Origin of the sequence: Tatumella morbirosei, assembly GCF_000757425.2 — a bacterium.
Taxonomy (GTDB): domain Bacteria; phylum Pseudomonadota; class Gammaproteobacteria; order Enterobacterales; family Enterobacteriaceae; genus Tatumella; species Tatumella morbirosei.
In genome coordinates, this window is record NZ_JPKR02000003.1 from 1,535,429 (window position 1) to 1,554,247 (window position 18,819).

Below are 18,819 nucleotides of genomic sequence, written 5' to 3' on the forward strand. Positions count from 1 at the left end.
AAGAAGCGCATTGTGATGTTGTCAAAATTTAAACTCAATAATCACCAACAGTACCTCGCGCAACTGCCCGCACTTTCGCAATCAGCCGCTGATTTCACCATGCTCTATTCTGCGGCTGAGTTTCGCCGTACCCTGCTGGAAAAAATTGCCTCCGCCACGACGCGCATTTGTCTTGTCGCTTTGTATCTTGAAAATGATGAAGGCGGCCGGAGTATTATGGATGCACTTTACGCCGCCCGACGAGCTAATCCGGCACTGGATATCAGTATTTGCGTTGACTGGCATCGCGCCCAGCGTGGACGGATCGGTGCAGCCAAAGGTTCAACCAATGCCGACTGGTATTGCGAAATGGCGTCATCCAATCCTGATATCGCCATTCCGGTCTACGGAATTCCGGTGAATACCCGTGAAGCCCTGGGTGTATTGCACCTGAAGGGATTTATTGTCGATGATTGCGTGATTTATAGTGGCGCCAGCCTGAACAATGTTTACCTCCATCAACAGGAGCGCTACCGTTACGATCGATATCAAATCATCCGTAATTCAGCCCTGGCAGACACGATGTTTGAATGGATCGGAATTAATCTGAAGCAGGCTGAAGCTGTTCATCGTCTGGATCAGAGCGAGAGACCGTCCAGTCCGGAAATCAAAAATGAAACCCGCTTGTTCCGCCAGGAATTGCGTACCTTTAACTATCAGTTTGAACCTCAGGCGCAGGAAGGTGAGCTTAGTGTGACGCCATTAGTCGGCCTGGGTAAACGCAATATCCTGAATCAGACGATTTTCCATCTGATGCCCTGTGCCGAACATAAATTAACTATCTGCACTCCTTATTTTAATCTGCCGGCGATACTGGTTCGTAACATCATCCGCCTGCTGCGTCAGGGTAAACAGGTTGAAATAATCATTGGCGATAAAACTGCGAATGATTTTTATATTCCGCCTCAGGAACCCTTTAAAATAATCGGGGCTTTGCCGTATCTTTATGAAATCAATCTGCGTCGGTTTGTCAGCCGCCTACAGTATTTCATTGATAACAAGCAGTTGACGGTACGTTTATGGAAAGACGGAGACAACAGTTATCACCTGAAAGGTATTTGGGTCGATGATGAATGGATGCTGCTGACCGGTAATAACCTGAATCCTCGGGCATGGCGACTGGATCTGGAAAATGCCATCCTGGTCCATGATCCTCGTCACCAGTTACTGGAGCAAAAAGTAAAAGAACTTGCTCTGATACGTCAGCATACTTCGGTGGTCGCACACTACAATGACCTGGAGAGTATTGCAGAGTACCCTGCACGAATAAAGAAACTGATCCGCAGGATGAGACGCATCCGTATGGATAGGCTGATAGGCCGGATTCTCTGAGTTCTGTAACCCCGTTATTACGGGGTTTACTGCCTGATTATCATTTTCTCATCTGCTAATATCTTTATCCCTCCGAACACTGAATACACAGTTGCCAAAATGCTGGTGGAACCTCTGATTTTCTCTGCTTCCCTGTGTCTTTTCAGTCAGCATTACCAGTAGCTAATAACCCAGAAGTCAGTTTTCGGCTATCAACAAATTCTATCAAATCGGTGGTGTTGATTGGTTATTACTATCATTAACAATTAGCTACAGATTGCTTACATAGCTTTAATCACGTAGGATTAATGTTATGAGATATTTCCTAATGTTTATAAAAATATTCTAAAACTTTTTAGGCAGTATCCGGTAAGCCACACCTACCCACGGATTTTTACCTGTGGTTATTAACAAAATAAATAATTACTTTTAATTTAAAATAACCGCCCGTTATTTTACGGGCTACACACAGCTGTGAAATAGTTTTACTACAGCCATTCGATAATTATTATCCGGGGTGGTATTAATTTGTTTCCACCGACCACCTTGTTAATAATCATTTAATTGTTGCAGGTATTCATTTTCTATTTCACAGATTCGTAATAAAAATAATCATTAACAGGGAATCCCCTGCAATGATGCATGGATACGGATGTAAATGAAATGAATAAAATATACCGGTTAGTATGGTGCCAGGCTAAAAGAGCCTGGGTGGTATGTTCTGAACTGGGTAGTCGGCAGGGGAAAGGTCGTAGCAGATTAGTCGTGACTGCAGCATTAGCGGTATCTGCAATTCCAGTCAGTGCATTTGCCACATGTACCTCAAATAATGGAACCAATACTAATGGATTTAGTGGTTCTTATATTCAGAATGCTACGATTGATTGTACTTCGGATACTGTAACTACCGCGATAAGTGGTTCCTATGCTGGCTATGGGTCGTCGCTGGAGTTTAGTCCAAAAATAGCGGCCGAAACCTCTCAGGTCTTACGCTGGACAAATGGCGGATCAGACACTCGTATGCTGACGACAGTTGAGGACGGCGTGACCGTCAGTGGTTCGGCATTAACCCGCCCTGTCATTTATTCCAGGACTGGCTATTATACAACAAATGGCAATGGAACATCAGTTGTTGCTAGCTGGATCACACCAGATGCCAGACCGATAATGACTATTATCAATAACGGAACGGTTAACTACACTGGAACATCCAGTACAAGTTCGCTGGACTTTGGTAGTGCTATTGGTATGGATGCTGATGACAGTCCGGTAGACCAACTGATTGTTAATAATGGTACGATAAATTCATCCTCAGGCTGGGGGATTTCATTCAGGGATGCTGCCACCAGTTCATCAAGTGCATTTCGCCCGCTCAGTACCTATGCCTACTCCTATAATAATATTGTCGGCTTAACCAATAGCGGAACTATTAATCAGACAGGTTCATTAAGTACATCCTCATCTAATGTGTTAAAAGCACATGCTTCGGCCGTAGAATTACTGGTTCCGTCAGCCGCAGAGGCTTATGTTGTCAATAATGCCAATGCATCGATCTCTGGCAGTAACATTGGTGTCGATATTCTGACCACGAAGCAGGTGACCAATGCTTATATTACCAACTCAGGGACGATAACCTCATCAGGCACCGGGATTAACCTCAGTCCATTAACCCTATCCAGCCTGGTACTCACCCCCTATCTGACGACTTTAACCAATAATAATGGAGCGGTGATTAGCGGTAGCAATTACGGGGTGTATAACGGCGGTACCATCGACACCTTTAATAACTACGGTACTATCTCCGGTAACGGCACTAACTCGGTATATTCAACAAGCGGAACGATTACTTCCGGGCTGAATAACTATGGCAGCCTGAACGGTGATGTAGCTTTGGGTGCTAATACCCTGAATTTACTTACCTCACCCTCGGCTGTCGTTGCAGAGCCGACGGTAGCCGGTGATATTACTGGTACAAACGGATCAGTGATTAACATTGGCAGTGCAACCAATACGACCACGTTCAATCATGCTGCCGGTGATAATGCCAGTGTTTCACAGATTAACCTGGCGAAAGGCAGTACATTAACGCTTAATGACGGTTCCACCTGGGCGGCCAGTGCTGATTCCGAATCAGCAATTGACCTGCAGGGGACATTTATCAGCAATGGCAGTACCACTCTGGATGGTAATGTCACCACCAATACTCTGATTCAACTCAATTCTACGGCTTCTTCGCCCTCTACACTGACCATCGGCGGAGATCTTACTTCCTCCGGCGCAACCATCGATATGGCGAACAGAGTGGCGGGCGATAAGATGGTGATCTCAGGTAATTACACCACCCAGAATAATCTCTGGCTGATGGATTCTTACCTGACCGGCACCGGACAAAGCAGCGATAACGGGGCCGATGGAAAATCTTATACTGATACCGTTGAAATTAAAGGTAACGTCACTGGCAACGGTTATGATCAGGTGTGGATTAATAATCTGAATATAAACAATCCGACCGGCCAGGAATCTCTTGAACTGATCAAAGTTGACGGAAGTTCGGACGGAGAATTTCTGCTGCAGAAAAGGGTCGTTAAAGGTAATTATGAATATCTGTTAAATCAGCATGCCGATGATGGCTCATGGTACCTGGAAAGCTCCTCAATGACAGGTACAACAGGGGCTACGGGAGATACCGGAGCCACAGGTGAGACCGGTGCTACGGGTGCTACAGGTTCTACCGGGGCCACAGGTGAAACCGGCGCGACCGGAGCCACAGGCGCGACCGGTGCAACAGGCTCTACTGGCGCGACCGGTGCAACAGGCTCTACTGGCGCGACTGGTGCAACAGGCTCTACCGGAGCGACCGGAGCCACAGGCGCGACCGGAGCCACAGGTTCTACTGGCGCGCCTGGTGCAACAGGCTCTACCGGTGCGACCGGAGCCACAGGCGCGACCGGTGCAACAGGCGCGACCGGTGCCACAGGCTCTACCGGCGCGACCGGTGCCACAGGCTCTACTGGCGCGACTGGCGCAACAGGTGCTACCGGAGCTACCGGTGCCACAGGCTCTACCGGAGCTACCGGTGCTACCGGTGCTACCGGTGCAACAGGCGCGACCGGAGCTACCGGAGCCACAGGTTCTACAGGAGCTACCGGTGCCACAGGTGCCACGGGTGCGACCGGAGCTACCGGTGCAACAGGCGCGACCGGTGCCACAGGTGCCACAGGCTCTACCGGTGCCACAGGCTCTACCGGTGCCACGGGTGCGACCGGAGCTACCGGTGCAACAGGAGCTACGGGTGCGACCGGAGCCACAGGCTCTACCGGTGCCACCGGAGCCACAGGCTCTACCGGAGCAACAGGAGCTACAGGAGCTACAGGAGCCACAGGCGCGACCGGAGCTACTGGTGAGACTGGCGCTACCGGTGCTACTGGTGAGACTGGTGCTACTGGTGAAACTGGTGCTACTGGTGAGACCGGTACTACTGGTGAGACCGGTGCCACAGGAAACAGTGGATCAACAGGGCCCAGTGAACCCCATGTTCCGGTTTATCGTCCGGAAACGGGTAGTTATGCTGCCAATGCCTGGAGTGCCAACCATATGTTCTCTATGTCCCTGCATGACCGTGTAGGTGAAAACAATATTATGGGCCAGGGCAAAAACAGTAATTTGGCCAACAGCTTCTGGATTCGCAGTACCGGTAAACGTACCGAGAGTCATGCCTATGGCCAGCTCAATACACGTATCTATGATACTTCCGTAGAAATGGGTGGCGATATTGCGCAATGGGACGTGAATCAACAACGTTTCCATCTTGGTTTAATGGCAGGATACGGTCACAGCAACAGTAAAACCCGATCTTCAGTCACCGGCTACAGTTCAAAAGGTGAGCTTAATGGGTATAGTGTCGGGATGTATCTGACCTGGTTTGAGAATGCGGCGGATCAGTCAGGATGGTATACCGATACGTGGCTACGTTGGAATGATTTTAATGCTACGGTTTCGGGTGATCAATTGCAGGATGAAAAATATCACCTGCGCGGTATCACTGGGGCATTCGAAACGGGTTATGCCTGGAAAGTCACAGGTAATGATAAAACCAGTTTCTGGATCATGCCTCAGGCTCAGATCACCTATCTTGGGGTAACCTCTGATGATTTCACTGAGCATTCCGGTACCAGAATTACCGGCAATGGTAAGGCGACAGAGACCCGACTGGGCGTCCGGAGTTACATAACTTCACTCAGCAGAGATGGTTTTGTTCAGCCTTATGTTGAGTTTAACCTCAAGAATAGCAGTAAGAACCAAACACCGCAGCTCGACGGAACTTCTGTCGCGGCAATCGGTGGTAAAACGGCCTTTGAAACTAAAGTGGGTGTTGAGGCAGCGTTGACCCGTCAGGCCAGTTTGTGGGTAAATACATCTTATGCTACAGGTAGTCATGATTATCAGACCTTACAAGGCAGCGTTGGATTTAAACTGAAGTTCTGATATTGCAGAAAATAAAGATATGAATGCTGATCAGTTTACTGGTCAGCATTTTTTTGCATGTGGTACCTTCGATAACACCAGCGGTTAGCTTAATAACCGTATAAGTTCTTCTACGGCAGTATTCTGAGAGTATTTATCCAACCTGAGGCGAAGTAGTTTTTTGTTACGCAGCGAATCTGATCGTAGATTAACGGGTAAATCACGGAGCACCGCGATTGCCCTGACCGCCATATTCTCATTACGGTCTTCGAGAAGGAGTTTTCTTGCATAAGCATAGCTGGCAGAAAAATCCTTCACTTTGAATGCATTGATCATCAGTTCATAATCAATCCAGAAATGATAGATATCATGGTTAACAAACAAGAAGTTGCCTTCCGGAATTTTCACTTTTTTAGCCATCAGGGCAAACTGATAAGCCAGATGATGCTTTTCGAGATGATTATAAATTCTGGCTAAATGATAAAGACTTTCGGTACGTAGCGGATTTTCCTGAAAAGCCTCCAGTAAAAAAGGGATTGCTGCGGGAATATCAGCCAGACGTTCGTACAACAGTCCGATGCGCATCAGACTATAATATTTCTCTTCGGAGAAACCTTGTTCGGTCAGACGCACTTTGTACCAATGCAGTGCATTTCGATACAGCTGTTGGCGATTATCTTCATCATACAATGCGGCATCATGGTATGACTGCGCACAGTAAAACGCATATCGGGGCTGTAAATCCGGGTCAGCAGCCTTTTGGTAAGCCGCCTGGAGAACTGCCGCATCACGCAGGTATTTATCTTTTTCCTGACTCCGGGCACCTTTGCGCCCTGAGATTACTCTGTAGTTTCCACAGAGTGTTCCGGTATCTTTTACAGGATCTTCAATAAACTCATGCAGCACTCCGCGCCATTTAAATCGCGGGTCATTTTTTATCAGTAATTTTCGCAGGTAATATGTGGTTTTACTTTCATCACACATATTCATAAAGTAGCTATGATGAGTCAGATCTTTATGGTTGACCTCTCCTTCAAAAAAATCGTCTGCATCGAAAAACAACACATAATCTGATTTCCCATGACAACGCTGTAATGCAAGGTTCCTGTTATGGGCAAAATCCACCCACTCATCCTGGTAAAGTTCCCCTTCAATTCCGGCTTCAGCAAAAAAATGGCGAATAATATCACAGGTATTATCAGAAGAACCGGTGTCAGATATCACCCAGCAGGATATCGGCATATGCTGAACAATATTTTGCAGGGTCGCGGCAATAATAGCTGATTCATTTTTAACTATCATATTAAGGCAGATACTGCTCATTCCGACTCCATATCGCTCAGTAATCAAAGGTTTTAAAACCATAAATAACAGCCCCGGGAGGGGCTGTTGATTGACTGGTTAAAGTTCAATGCCTTTATTTTTTCTGTGTAGCCCTAACGCTATCAGGAACGAAATCACTCCCATCAAAGAAACATACCAGAAGAACGAACTTTCTGTCCCAACATCTTTCAGAGTTAACGCGACGTATTCTGCAGAACCACCAAAAATAGCGTTGGCTAAAGCATAGGGTAACCCAACACCTAACGCCCTGATTTCTGGTGGAAACATTTCTGCTTTAAGCACACCGCTTATCGCGGTATAAAAACTGGTAATCAACAAAGCGACTACGATCAGAAGTAAGGTAAATGCGCTACTATTGCCTGGCATTTTCAATAATGTCAGCAAAGGAACGGTACATAACGTTACTCCGGCACCGAAAATTAACATCGATGCACGACGACCAATTTTATCTGAAAGCGCTCCAATGACCGGCTGAAGGAACATAAAGATAAGTAATGCACAAGTCATAATCAGACTGGCTGATTTGACATTGAATCCCACAGTATTCACCAGGTACTTCTGCATATAAGTGGTGAAAGTATAAAAGCTAAGAGATCCACCGGCAGTAAATCCTATGACCATCAGGAAAGGACGCCAGTGGTGAGTCAGCAGCCCTTTCAGACTGCCGGCATCTTTATGCTGACGAATTTTTGAATCGGATGTTTCATGCAGAGAACGACGTAACCACACTGCAATAATGGCCAGTACTGCCCCAATGATAAAGGGAATTCTCCAGCCCCACGTCCGTAACTCCTGGTCAGACAAAATCTGCTGTAACACAACGACAGTTAACACTGCCAACAGTTGTCCACCAATCAGAGTGACATACTGGAACGAAGCATAAAAACCTTTACGCCCTTTGACCGCCACCTCACTCATGTAAGTTGCGCTGGTACCATACTCACCTCCGACTGAGAGTCCCTGTAACATACGGGCCAACAGTAAAAGTGCGGGTGCAGCAACTCCAATTGAAGAATATGAGGGCAGACAGGCAATGACAAAGGACCCAAAACACATCATACACACGGAGATCAGCATCGAATTTTTTCGGCCATAGCGGTCCGCTATGTAACCAAACAACCAGCCACCAATTGGCCGCATCAGGAATCCGGCGGCAAAAATACCCGCAGTCTTCAGTAACTGTGAAGTCGTATCACCGTCCGGGAAAAAGATATGAGCAAAATATAATGAGAAGAATGAGTAGACATAGAAATCAAACCATTCGACAAGATTACCAGAGGAAGCACCGACGATAGCTTTTATGCGATGCATATTCGTCATAGGTTGTTGTGGATCTGCAGTAGCGGCCGCAGAGAGTTGACTCTTTATCATGAGTGGCCTTAGTCTTTTTTTAGATATTTATTGGTTCTCCAAGCATAAGTATCACAGGTTTAAAGTAAAGCTTATTTATCGTTTTTGTTATATTAAAGTTAAATTAAATTCACCCAAAGCATAAGATAAGAAGAATATTTATTTTTCCAGTTAAAAACGCGACAAGATAACTAAAATGCAATGATTTGATCTAAAAACATTAAAAAAAATAAAATAATCAACTAATTGATTGATTGCTTAACCCTGCCACTTGCTGACAAAACATTCCCCCTTAGATTATCAGAAAATATAGAATATCGAATATATTGCATAACTATCCAGGTTTAGGCTTTCGGCTCTTCTCAGTCCTGTTTATTCCAATGTTGTGACCAGATCCGACTGCAGAGTAATAGCAAACCATCCAGAAGATCTTCTTATGCCAACTGTTTGTATTTAAGTCTCTTTATTGTTGCCTGGTTCACGGGAGAAAGTATTACCATTGCTCTGGCACAAATGCAAAAAAGGCCATCCGTCAGGATGGCCTTTTTGTCTTATTGGATGCCTGGCAGTTGACGGCTCACTGCGTGAACCGCCCTTCGGGCCGCTGTCGCAGACAGCGTTCAGAAGCTATGCTTCTGTCCTACTCTCGTATGGGGAGACCCCATTCTGACACCGGCGCTGCGGCGTTTCACTGTCTCTCCCACAGTTCCTGTCTGATGACTGCTTTTTCTGCACCACAAATGCAAAAAGGCCATCCGTCAGGATGGCCTTCTCGTCTTATTGGATGCCTGGCAGTTCCCTACTCTCGCATGGGGAGACCCCACACTACCATCGGCGCTACGGCGTTTCACTTCTGAGTTCGGCATGGGGTCAGGTGGGACCACCGCGCTCTAGCCGCCAGGCAAATTCTGTGCTCGGAATGAATCTTTTATACAGATACTGCGTTACTTCCCTCGCGTTCCTCAGTCACATACTCTGTGTATGCTCCTTCAGACCGTCTCAGTCAGTGCCTTGTCTCTGCACAAAATCTTTCATTCCCGCTAATTCTTAAAACCGCTCTGCTCTTACGGATAACACTCATGTCCGCAGGACACTGCTAATTCTTAATTTAACTATCAGGAACTCGCTGAAAATCTTTGCGTCTCTGCAAAACGCCTCTGGCGTTGTAAGGTTAAGCCTCACGGGTCATTAGTACCGGTTAGCTCAATGCATCGCTGCACTTACACATCCGGCCTATCAACGTCGTCGTCTTCAACGTCCCTTCAGGACCCTTAAAGGGTCAGGGAGAACTCATCTCGGGGCAAGTTTCGTGCTTAGATGCTTTCAGCACTTATCTTTTCCGCACTTAGCTACCGGGCAATGCCATTGGCATGACAACCCGAACACCAGTGGTGCGTTCACTCCGGTCCTCTCGTACTAGGAGCAACCCCCCTCAATTCTCCAGCGCCCACGGCAGATAGGGACCGAACTGTCTCACGACGTTCTAAACCCAGCTCGCGTACCACTTTAAACGGCGAACAGCCGTACCCTTGGGACCTACTTCAGCCCCAGGATGTGATGAGCCGACATCGAGGTGCCAAACACCGCCGTCGATATGAACTCTTGGGCGGTATCAGCCTGTTATCCCCGGAGTACCTTTTATCCGTTGAGCGATGGCCCTTCCATTCAGAACCACCGGATCACTAAGACCTGCTTTCGCACCTGCTCGAACCGTCACTCTCGCAGTCAAGCTAGCTTATGCCTTTGCACTAACCTCACGATGTCCGACCGTGATTAGCTAACCTTCGTGCTCCTCCGTTACTCTTTGGGAGGAGACCGCCCCAGTCAAACTACCCACCAGACACTGTCCGCAACCCGGATAACGGGTCCACGTTAGAATATCAAACATTAAAGGGTGGTATTTCAAGGATGGCTCCGTACGAACTGGCGTCCGTACTTCAGTGCCTCCCACCTATCCTGCACATCAAGGCTCAATATTCAGTGTCAAGCTATAGTAAAGGTTCACGGGGTCTTTCCGTCTTGCCGCGGGTACACTGCATCTTCACAGCGATTTCAATTTCACTGAGTCTCGGGTGGAGACAGCCTGGCCATCATTACGCCATTCGTGCAGGTCGGAACTTACCCGACAAGGAATTTCGCTACCTTAGGACCGTTATAGTTACGGCCGCCGTTTACCGGGGCTTCGATCAGGAGCTTCTCCTTACGGATAACCCCATCAATTAACCTTCCGGCACCGGGCAGGCGTCACACCGTATACGTCCACTTTCGTGTTTGCACAGTGCTGTGTTTTTAATAAACAGTTGCAGCCAGCTGGTATCTTCGACTGGCTTCAGCTCCGGGAGCAAGTCCCTTCACCTACGCGCCAGCGTGCCTTCTCCCGAAGTTACGGCACCATTTTGCCTAGTTCCTTCACCCGAGTTCTCTCAAGCGCCTTGGTATTCTCTACCTGACCACCTGTGTCGGTTTGGGGTACGATTTCGTGTTACCTGGAGCTTAGAGGCTTTTCCCGGAAGCAGGGCATTTGTCACTTCAGTGCCGTAGCACCTCGTCATCACGCCTCAGCCTTAAGAGATTCCGGATTTGCCTGGAATCTCAGCCTACACGCTTAAACCGGGACAACCGTCGCCCGGATGACATAGCCTTCTCCGTCCCCCCTTCGCAGTAACACCAAGTACAGGAATATTAACCTGTTTCCCATCGACTACGCTTTTCAGCCTCGCCTTAGGGGTCGACTCACCCTGCCCCGATTAACGTTGGACAGGAACCCTTGGTCTTCCGGCGAGCGGGCTTTTCACCCGCTTTATCGTTACTTATGTCAGCATTCGCACTTCTGATACCTCCAGCAGACCTCACAGTCCACCTTCAATGGCTTACAGAACGCTCCCCTACCCAACAACACATAGTGTCGCTGCCGCAGCTTCGGTGCATGGTTTAGCCCCGTTACATCTTCCGCGCAGGCCGACTCGACCAGTGAGCTATTACGCTTTCTTTAAATGATGGCTGCTTCTAAGCCAACATCCTGGCTGTCTGAGCCTTCCCACATCGTTTCCCACTTAACCATGACTTTGGGACCTTAGCTGGCGGTCTGGGTTGTTTCCCTCTTCACGACGGACGTTAGCACCCGCCGTGTGTCTCCCGTGATAACATTCTCCGGTATTCGCAGTTTGCATCGGGTTGGTAAGCCGGGATGGCCCCCTAGCCGAAACAGTGCTCTACCCCCGGAGATGAGTTCACGAGGCGCTACCTAAATAGCTTTCGGGGAGAACCAGCTATCTCCCGGTTTGATTGGCCTTTCACCCCCAGCCACAGGTCATCCGCTAATTTTTCAACATTAGTCGGTTCGGTCCTCCAGTTAGTGTTACCCAACCTTCAACCTGCCCATGGCTAGATCACCGGGTTTCGGGTCTATACCCTGCAACTTAACGCCCAGTTAAGACTCGGTTTCCCTGCGGCTCCCCTATACGGTTAACCTTGCTACAGAATATAAGTCGCTGACCCATTATACAAAAGGTACGCAGTCACACCCCAAAGGGTGCTCCCACTGCTTGTACGTACACGGTTTCAGGTTCTTTTCACTCCCCTCGCCGGGGTTCTTTTCGCCTTTCCCTCACGGTACTGGTTCACTATCGGTCAGTCAGGAGTATTTAGCCTTGGAGGATGGTCCCCCCATATTCAGACAGGATACCACGTGTCCCGCCCTACTCTTCGAACTCACAGTATGTGCATTTTCATGTACGGGACTTTCACCCTGTATCGTGCGCCATTCCGGACGCTTCCACTAACACACACACTGATGATGGTTCAGGGCTGCTCCCCGTTCGCTCGCCGCTACTGGGGGAATCTCGGTTGATTTCTTTTCCTCGGGGTACTTAGATGTTTCAGTTCCCCCGGTTCGCCTCGCAACACTATGTATTCATGTTGCGATGATGCACTGAGTGCACCGGGTTTCCCCATTCGGACATCGCCGGCTGTATCGGTTCATATCACCTTACCGGCGCTTTTCGCAGATTAGCACGTCCTTCATCGCCTCTGACTGCCAGGGCATCCACCGTGTACGCTTATTCGCTTAACCTCACAACCCACAGACGTCTTGCAACGACTATGAATCGTAAAAGTTTTTGAGAGACTCTGAATAACTCGCGTTATTCATTGTTTTCAAATTTTCAGCTTGTTCCGGATTGTTAAAGAGCAATATCTTAAACATGACTCGCAAGTCATCTTTAAGATAAATATTCAGTGAGCATACTGAATGATGGTGGAGCTAAGCGGGATCGAACCGCTGACCTCCTGCGTGCAAGGCAGGCGCTCTCCCAGCTGAGCTATAGCCCCATCGATGGGTAAACTTCTGATTACCTTAGTACCTTGAATTCTTTTTCAGACAAGGCATGGCTTCGCGACGCATAGTGTACTATGCGAGCCGGAGTCGTAACGCCGTATGAGAAAGAATTGGTAGGCCTGAGTGGACTTGAACCACCGACCTCACCCTTATCAGGGGTGCGCTCTAACCACCTGAGCTACAAGCCTGCAGAAGATTACTGCTCTCTTTATTTTCTATCAGACAATCTGTTGTGGACACTTCGCCGGAGTGTATCTTCAGGTAAGGAGGTGATCCAACCGCAGGTTCCCCTACGGTTACCTTGTTACGACTTCACCCCAGTCATGAATCACAAAGTGGTAAACGCCCTCCCGAAGGTTAAGCTATCTACTTCTTTTGCAACCCACTCCCATGGTGTGACGGGCGGTGTGTACAAGGCCCGGGAACGTATTCACCGTAGCATTCTGATCTACGATTACTAGCGATTCCGACTTCACGGAGTCGAGTTGCAGACTCCGATCCGGACTACGACGCACTTTATGAGGTCCGCTTGCTCTCGCGAGGTCGCTTCTCTTTGTATGCGCCATTGTAGCACGTGTGTAGCCCTACTCGTAAGGGCCATGATGACTTGACGTCATCCCCACCTTCCTCCGGTTTATCACCGGCAGTCTCCTTTGAGTTCCCGACCGAATCGCTGGCAACAAAGGATAGGGGTTGCGCTCGTTGCGGGACTTAACCCAACATTTCACAACACGAGCTGACGACAGCCATGCAGCACCTGTCTCAGAGTTCCCGAAGGCACCAGGGCATCTCTGCCAAGTTCTCTGGATGTCAAGAGTAGGTAAGGTTCTTCGCGTTGCATCGAATTAAACCACATGCTCCACCGCTTGTGCGGGCCCCCGTCAATTCATTTGAGTTTTAACCTTGCGGCCGTACTCCCCAGGCGGTCGACTTAACGCGTTAGCTCCGGAAGCCACGCCTCAAGGGCACAACCTCCAAGTCGACATCGTTTACGGCGTGGACTACCAGGGTATCTAATCCTGTTTGCTCCCCACGCTTTCGCACCTGAGCGTCAGTCTTTGTCCAGGGGGCCGCCTTCGCCACCGGTATTCCTCCAGATCTCTACGCATTTCACCGCTACACCTGGAATTCTACCCCCCTCTACAAGACTCTAGTCTGCCAGTTTCGAATGCAGTTCCCGGGTTGAGCCCGGGGATTTCACATCCGACTTGACAGACCGCCTGCGTGCGCTTTACGCCCAGTAATTCCGATTAACGCTTGCACCCTCCGTATTACCGCGGCTGCTGGCACGGAGTTAGCCGGTGCTTCTTCTGCGAGTAACGTCAATCACTGCGGTTATTAACCGCAATGCCTTCCTCCTCGCTGAAAGTACTTTACAACCCGAAGGCCTTCTTCATACACGCGGCATGGCTGCATCAGGCTTGCGCCCATTGTGCAATATTCCCCACTGCTGCCTCCCGTAGGAGTCTGGACCGTGTCTCAGTTCCAGTGTGGCTGGTCATCCTCTCAGACCAGCTAGGGATCGTCGCCCAGGTAGGCCGTTACCCTACCTGCTAGCTAATCCCATCTGGGCACATCCGATGGTGTGAGGCCCGAAGGTCCCCCACTTTGGTCTTGCGACATTATGCGGTATTAGCTACCGTTTCCAGTAGTTATCCCCCTCCATCAGGCAGTTTCCCAGACATTACTCACCCGTCCGCCACTCGCCACCCGAGAGCAAGCTCTCTGTGCTGCCGTTCGACTTGCATGTGTTAGGCCTGCCGCCAGCGTTCAATCTGAGCCATGATCAAACTCTTCAATTTAAAGTTTGATTTGCTTAAACGAGTTAAGCGATGCTCAAGTGTAAAACACTCATAATGAATTTCATTATGTGTTCACTCTTAATGACTTGATATTTTTTACGTCCGGAGACGTTTGATATCAATCCTGCGAGTGTCCACACAGATTGTCTGATAAATTGTTAAAGAGCGTTGCAACTCAACCGCTTAGGTTGTCGCTGCGAGGTGGCGTATATTACGCTTTTCACCTCAGGAGTCAACCACTATTTCGTGATTTTTTTCCTCCGGGCCGAATCACTTCAGTCCCTGTCACACCTTGGCGCATCGCGCTTTGCCGTGTCAGTGGGAGCGCATTATAGGGAATGTTTTCAGGAGCGCAAGTCCAATTCGGTATTTTTTTTCTGACTGCTGAAAGTTCATACAAAACTAACCAGTCTGGGGCTATTTTGCGGTGTTTTTAATCAATCCTGGCAGGTCTGCCAGGCTGTTTAGCACCACATCTGCTGCAGATTCACTATCCGCATTCAGAGGCTGACCACTGCGCACCAGTATTTTATGCCCGACGCCTGCAGCCTGGGCAGCCAGCATATCTTCCCTCTTATCGCCTACCATATAAGAAGCGGCCATATCGATATTCAGCTGTTTCTGCCCTGACAGCAGCATACCGGGTTGTGGTTTACGACAATCACATTGTTGGGTGTATTCGGCAACCACACCTTCAGGATGATGTGGACAATAGTAGATACCATCCAGATCAACCCCCCTGTCCGCAAGAGACCAGTCCATCCACTCCGTCAGTTGCATAAACTGATCTTCGGTATATTTTCCACGTGCGATGCCAGACTGATTGGTCACAACCACCAGCGCATAGCCCATCTCTTTCAGTTCCTTCATTGCTTCAATAGCACCTTCAATAAACTGAAAGTCATCTATCTGATGAACAAAACCATGATCTATATTAATTGTGCCATCACGGTCCAGGAAAATTGCCGGTATTTTGTTCGCCACTCATTCACTCCTCTGTTTAACTCGCTGCATTATCGCATGATAGTTTGTGTAAGTGCATTAAAAGCCGGAGGGTCCGCTGCAACGTTCAGCTATCCTGAAGAGCAGTACCAGCTTTGGCCAGGCAATAACCCCTTAAAATGAGAGTGCTGTCTGTTTTCAAATTTCTTTCATTTATATGGCAAGGCCGCCCCGAGGGATGGGCATGAAGCTCTTACATCAATGTTTATTGATATTTATAGATATATATCAATAAGATAATCAGAGATAAATTTCCCAAAGCAATCTTACTCCATACAATAACTGGCATAATGACCGCGAACAGAGAGCTGATTATTTACAGGTGAGCCTATATCGGTCGGAAAGACAACCACCAGACCAGTCTCTACCACTACTTATACCTGAGGGCAGGTCAGTGGCATTAAAAAAGCCTCCTTTACCTTGAGGAAAACCCGCCTGCCTTTTGACGCCGATCAGATAGCTATCAGATATGCTTAATGGCGATAAGACTTTCATTGATTTAGACGTCTGGATGCCTTAACATCCACGCATTGACAGACATTGTCTCTGTATTTATGTCTGATACCCACGGAATAATCTTACAAAACAACGATTAATTAGATGATTAAATTAGAAAACATCAGCAAGGTCTTCAGGCAAGGCACTCAGACGATCACGGCGTTGTCCGATGTCAGTCTGCATGTTCCTGCCGGCCAGATTTACGGTGTTATCGGCTCATCAGGTGCCGGTAAAAGCACCCTTATTCGCTGTGTCAATTTACTGGAACGTCCGACCTCCGGGCGGGTTCTGGTCGATGGCCAGGAGCTGACAGCATTTTCAGAAAAGCAACTGACCCTCGCACGCCGGCAGATTGGCATGATCTTTCAGCACTTTAACCTGCTGAATTCACGTACCGTATTTGGCAATGTGGCTCTGCCGCTGGAACTGGAAAACCGTCCACGCGAAGAAATTAACCGTAAAGTTACCGAACTGCTGGACCTGGTCGGTCTGGCTGACAAACATCAGTCCCGTCCGTCTAACCTGTCCGGTGGGCAAAAGCAGCGGGTAGCTATTGCCCGTGCTCTGGCCAGTGATCCCAAGGTGCTGCTCTGCGATGAAGCCACCAGTGCGCTTGATCCGGCAACAACCCGTTCAATCCTGGAACTGCTAAAAGATATTAACCGCCGTCTGGGTCTGACTATCCTGTTGATTACCCATGAAATGGATGTGGTTAAGCGGATCTGTGATCAGGTGGCCATCATCAGCCAGGGTAAACTGATTGAAAAAGATCAGGTCAGTGAAGTTTTCTCGCATCCTAAAACGCCGCTGGCACAGCAGTTTATTCAGTCAACCCTGCATCTTGATATTCCTGATGACTATCAGCAACGCCTGAGCAGCACAGCAACAGAAGGTAAAATTCCACTTCTGCGTCTGGAATTTACCGGCGAATCAGTTGATGCACCGTTACTTTCAGAAGTCGCCCGACGTTTCACTGTTGACTGCAATATTATCAGCGCTCAGATGGATTATGCCGGTGGGGTAAAATTCGGGATTATGCTCACTGAAATTAGCGGTGAGCATGACAAAAGTCAGGCAGCTATCGAATGGCTTCGTGAACAACATGTAAAAGCAGAGGTATTAGGGTATGTCTGAGGCCATGATTTGGTTACTGGCCGGTGGGGTCTGGGAAACACTGGTAATGACTTTTGTTTCGGGATTCTTTGGTTTTGTAATAGGACTGCCTGTCGGTGTTCTGCTGTATGTCACCCGCCCCGGCCAGATTATTGAAAACAAATCGCTTTACCGCACGATATCAGCGATTGTTAACATTTTTCGCTCCATACCTTTTATTATTTTACTGGTCTGGATGATCCCCTTTACCCGGGTGCTGGTTGGAACGTCTATTGGATTACAGGCAGCTATTGTTCCGTTAACTATCGGTGCAGCTCCCTTTATTGCACGCATGGTAGAGAATACCTTACTGGAACTTCCGGCCGGTCTCATTGAAGCTTCGCGAGCCATGGGGGCAACGCCGTTACAAATTATCCGTAAAGTCCTGTTGCCGGAAGCATTACCGGGACTGATTAATTCTGCGACAATTACACTTATCACCCTGGTCGGTTACTCAGCCATGGGTGGAGCAGTAGGTGCCGGCGGTCTTGGACAAATCGGCATCCAGTACGGTTATATCGGATATAACGCCTTAGTGATGAATACGGTATTAGTATTGTTAGTTATTCTGGTGTATTTAATTCAGTTTGGCGGTGACCGCATTGTACGTGCTGTCACCCATAAATAAGACATTTAAAAATTTTTTATTAAGGACGACTTATGACCTCTACCTTTAAGAAAATGGCCGCACTGGGTGCGCTGATCGGTGTTATTGCACTGGCAGGCTGTGACCAGAAAAATAAAGAAGACCAGCATCATATCAAAGTCGGCGTTATCGCCGGTTCAGAACAGCAGGTCGCTGAAGTTGCACAGAAAGTGGCGAAAGAGAAGTATGGTCTGGACGTAGAACTGGTAACCTTTAATGATTATGTGCTGCCAAACGAAGCCCTGAGCAAAGGTGATATCGATCTGAATGCTTTCCAGCATAAACCTTACCTGGATCAGCAAATTAAAGATCGTGGTTATAAACTGGTTCCGGTAGGAAATACCTTCGTTTACCCGATTGCCGGTTATTCAAAGAAAATTAAATCACTGAGCGAACTGCAGGACGGAGCTCAGATTGCTATCCCGAATGACCCGACAAACCTGGGACGTTCACTGCTGCTGCTGCAAAAAGTGGGCCTGATTAAACTGAAAGATGGTGTTGGCCTGTTGCCTACCGCACTGGATATTACCGACAATCCAAAGCACCTGAAAATTGTTGAACTCGAAGCACCACAGCTGCCACGTTCACTGGACGACGATAAAATCACTCTGGCCGTTATCAATACTACTTACGCCAGCCAGATTGGGCTGACTCCGGAAAAAGACGGAATTTTTGTTGAAGATAAAGATTCGCCTTATGTGAACCTGATTGTTGCCCGCGAAGATAATAAAGACGCGGAAAATGTGAAAGAATTCGTTAAGGCATATCAGTCTGACGAAGTTGCCGAAGCAGCAAGTAAAATCTTCAATGGCGGAGCTGTCAAGGGCTGGTAAGCCGGGAATAGCTCAGAAACAAGGGTGGCAGTAATGCCGCCC

Annotated in this window: 8 protein-coding genes, 2 tRNA genes and 3 rRNA genes; 5 read left to right on the forward strand and 8 right to left on the reverse strand. The window is 48.3% G+C overall.

The window, feature by feature from the left end; all coding sequences use genetic code 11:
- Positions 1–15 precede the first annotated feature (15 nt).
- Together pssA and HA49_RS21170 are read left to right on the forward strand one after the other, a co-directional pair.
- A complete protein-coding gene (gene pssA, locus HA49_RS09950) occupies positions 16–1,371 on the forward strand; it encodes a CDP-diacylglycerol--serine O-phosphatidyltransferase (protein WP_038022882.1) in 1,356 nt (451 codons plus the stop codon).
- Positions 1,372–2,013: 642 nt separating this feature from the next.
- Positions 2,014–5,835 (forward strand): autotransporter outer membrane beta-barrel domain-containing protein, encoded by a 3,822-nt coding sequence (locus HA49_RS21170; protein WP_169748770.1) that lies wholly within the window; start codon positions 2,014–2,016, stop codon positions 5,833–5,835.
- A gap of 84 nt (positions 5,836–5,919) precedes the next feature.
- Here the strand turns inward: HA49_RS21170 and HA49_RS09960 are convergent, their stop codons facing one another.
- From HA49_RS09960 to gmhB, 8 genes are all read right to left on the reverse strand, one after another.
- A complete protein-coding gene (locus tag HA49_RS09960) occupies positions 5,920–7,137 on the reverse strand; it encodes a tetratricopeptide repeat-containing glycosyltransferase (protein ID WP_038022899.1) in 1,218 nt (405 codons plus the stop codon).
- Between the two features lie 78 nt (positions 7,138–7,215).
- Positions 7,216–8,478: an MFS family transporter gene (locus tag HA49_RS09965; RefSeq protein WP_038022900.1), complete on the reverse strand. Its 1,263-nt coding sequence runs from the start codon at positions 8,476–8,478 to the stop codon at positions 7,216–7,218.
- 816 nt (positions 8,479–9,294) lie between these two features.
- A 5S ribosomal RNA gene (rrf, locus tag HA49_RS09970) occupies positions 9,295–9,410 on the reverse strand.
- 265 nt (positions 9,411–9,675) lie between these two features.
- Positions 9,676–12,580: ribosomal RNA gene (locus HA49_RS09975) — 23S ribosomal RNA — on the reverse strand.
- Positions 12,581–12,761: 181 nt separating this feature from the next.
- A tRNA-Ala gene (locus HA49_RS09980) sits at positions 12,762–12,837 on the reverse strand.
- A 118-nt stretch (positions 12,838–12,955) separates the two neighbouring features.
- Positions 12,956–13,032: transfer RNA gene (locus HA49_RS09985), tRNA-Ile, on the reverse strand.
- Positions 13,033–13,106: 74 nt separating this feature from the next.
- A 16S ribosomal RNA gene (locus tag HA49_RS09990) occupies positions 13,107–14,646 on the reverse strand.
- The 16S, 23S and 5S rRNA genes sit together here with 2 tRNA genes alongside, the layout of an rRNA operon.
- 417 nt (positions 14,647–15,063) lie before the next feature.
- On the reverse strand, positions 15,064–15,630 hold the full coding sequence (gmhB, locus tag HA49_RS09995; RefSeq protein ID WP_038022905.1) for a D-glycero-beta-D-manno-heptose 1,7-bisphosphate 7-phosphatase: 567 nt from the start codon (positions 15,628–15,630) through the stop codon (positions 15,064–15,066).
- A gap of 618 nt (positions 15,631–16,248) precedes the next feature.
- On the opposite strand from gmhB, the gene metN reads away from it, so the two are divergent.
- The 3 genes from metN to HA49_RS10010 are packed head-to-tail and all read left to right on the forward strand — an operon-like array spanning position 16,249 to position 18,777.
- Positions 16,249–17,280, forward strand: coding sequence for a methionine ABC transporter ATP-binding protein MetN (gene metN, locus HA49_RS10000; RefSeq protein WP_038022906.1), 1,032 nt, complete (start codon positions 16,249–16,251; stop codon positions 17,278–17,280).
- Positions 17,273–17,926: a methionine ABC transporter permease MetI gene (locus tag HA49_RS10005; RefSeq protein ID WP_038022907.1), complete on the forward strand. Its 654-nt coding sequence runs from the start codon at positions 17,273–17,275 to the stop codon at positions 17,924–17,926. The genes metN and HA49_RS10005 overlap by 8 nt, the downstream gene beginning before the upstream one ends.
- Before the next feature lie 32 nt (positions 17,927–17,958).
- Positions 17,959–18,777, forward strand: coding sequence for a MetQ/NlpA family lipoprotein (locus tag HA49_RS10010; RefSeq protein WP_038022909.1), 819 nt, complete (start codon positions 17,959–17,961; stop codon positions 18,775–18,777).
- Positions 18,778–18,819 lie beyond the last annotated feature (42 nt).

Excerpts from the sequence above, each read along its gene's own strand:
- pssA (WP_038022882.1), top strand. The coding sequence starts at position 16 with ATGTTGTCAAAATTTAAACTCAATAATCACCAACAGTACCTCGCGCAA.
- HA49_RS21170 (WP_169748770.1), top strand. The coding sequence starts at position 2,014 with ATGAATAAAATATACCGGTTAGTATGGTGCCAGGCTAAAAGAGCCTGG.
- HA49_RS09960 (WP_038022899.1), bottom strand. The coding sequence starts at position 7,137 with ATGAGCAGTATCTGCCTTAATATGATAGTTAAAAATGAATCAGCTATT.
- HA49_RS09965 (WP_038022900.1), bottom strand. The coding sequence starts at position 8,478 with ATGACGAATATGCATCGCATAAAAGCTATCGTCGGTGCTTCCTCTGGT.
- metN (WP_038022906.1), top strand. The coding sequence starts at position 16,249 with ATGATTAAATTAGAAAACATCAGCAAGGTCTTCAGGCAAGGCACTCAG.
- HA49_RS10005 (WP_038022907.1), top strand. The coding sequence starts at position 17,273 with ATGTCTGAGGCCATGATTTGGTTACTGGCCGGTGGGGTCTGGGAAACA.
- HA49_RS10010 (WP_038022909.1), top strand. The coding sequence starts at position 17,959 with ATGACCTCTACCTTTAAGAAAATGGCCGCACTGGGTGCGCTGATCGGT.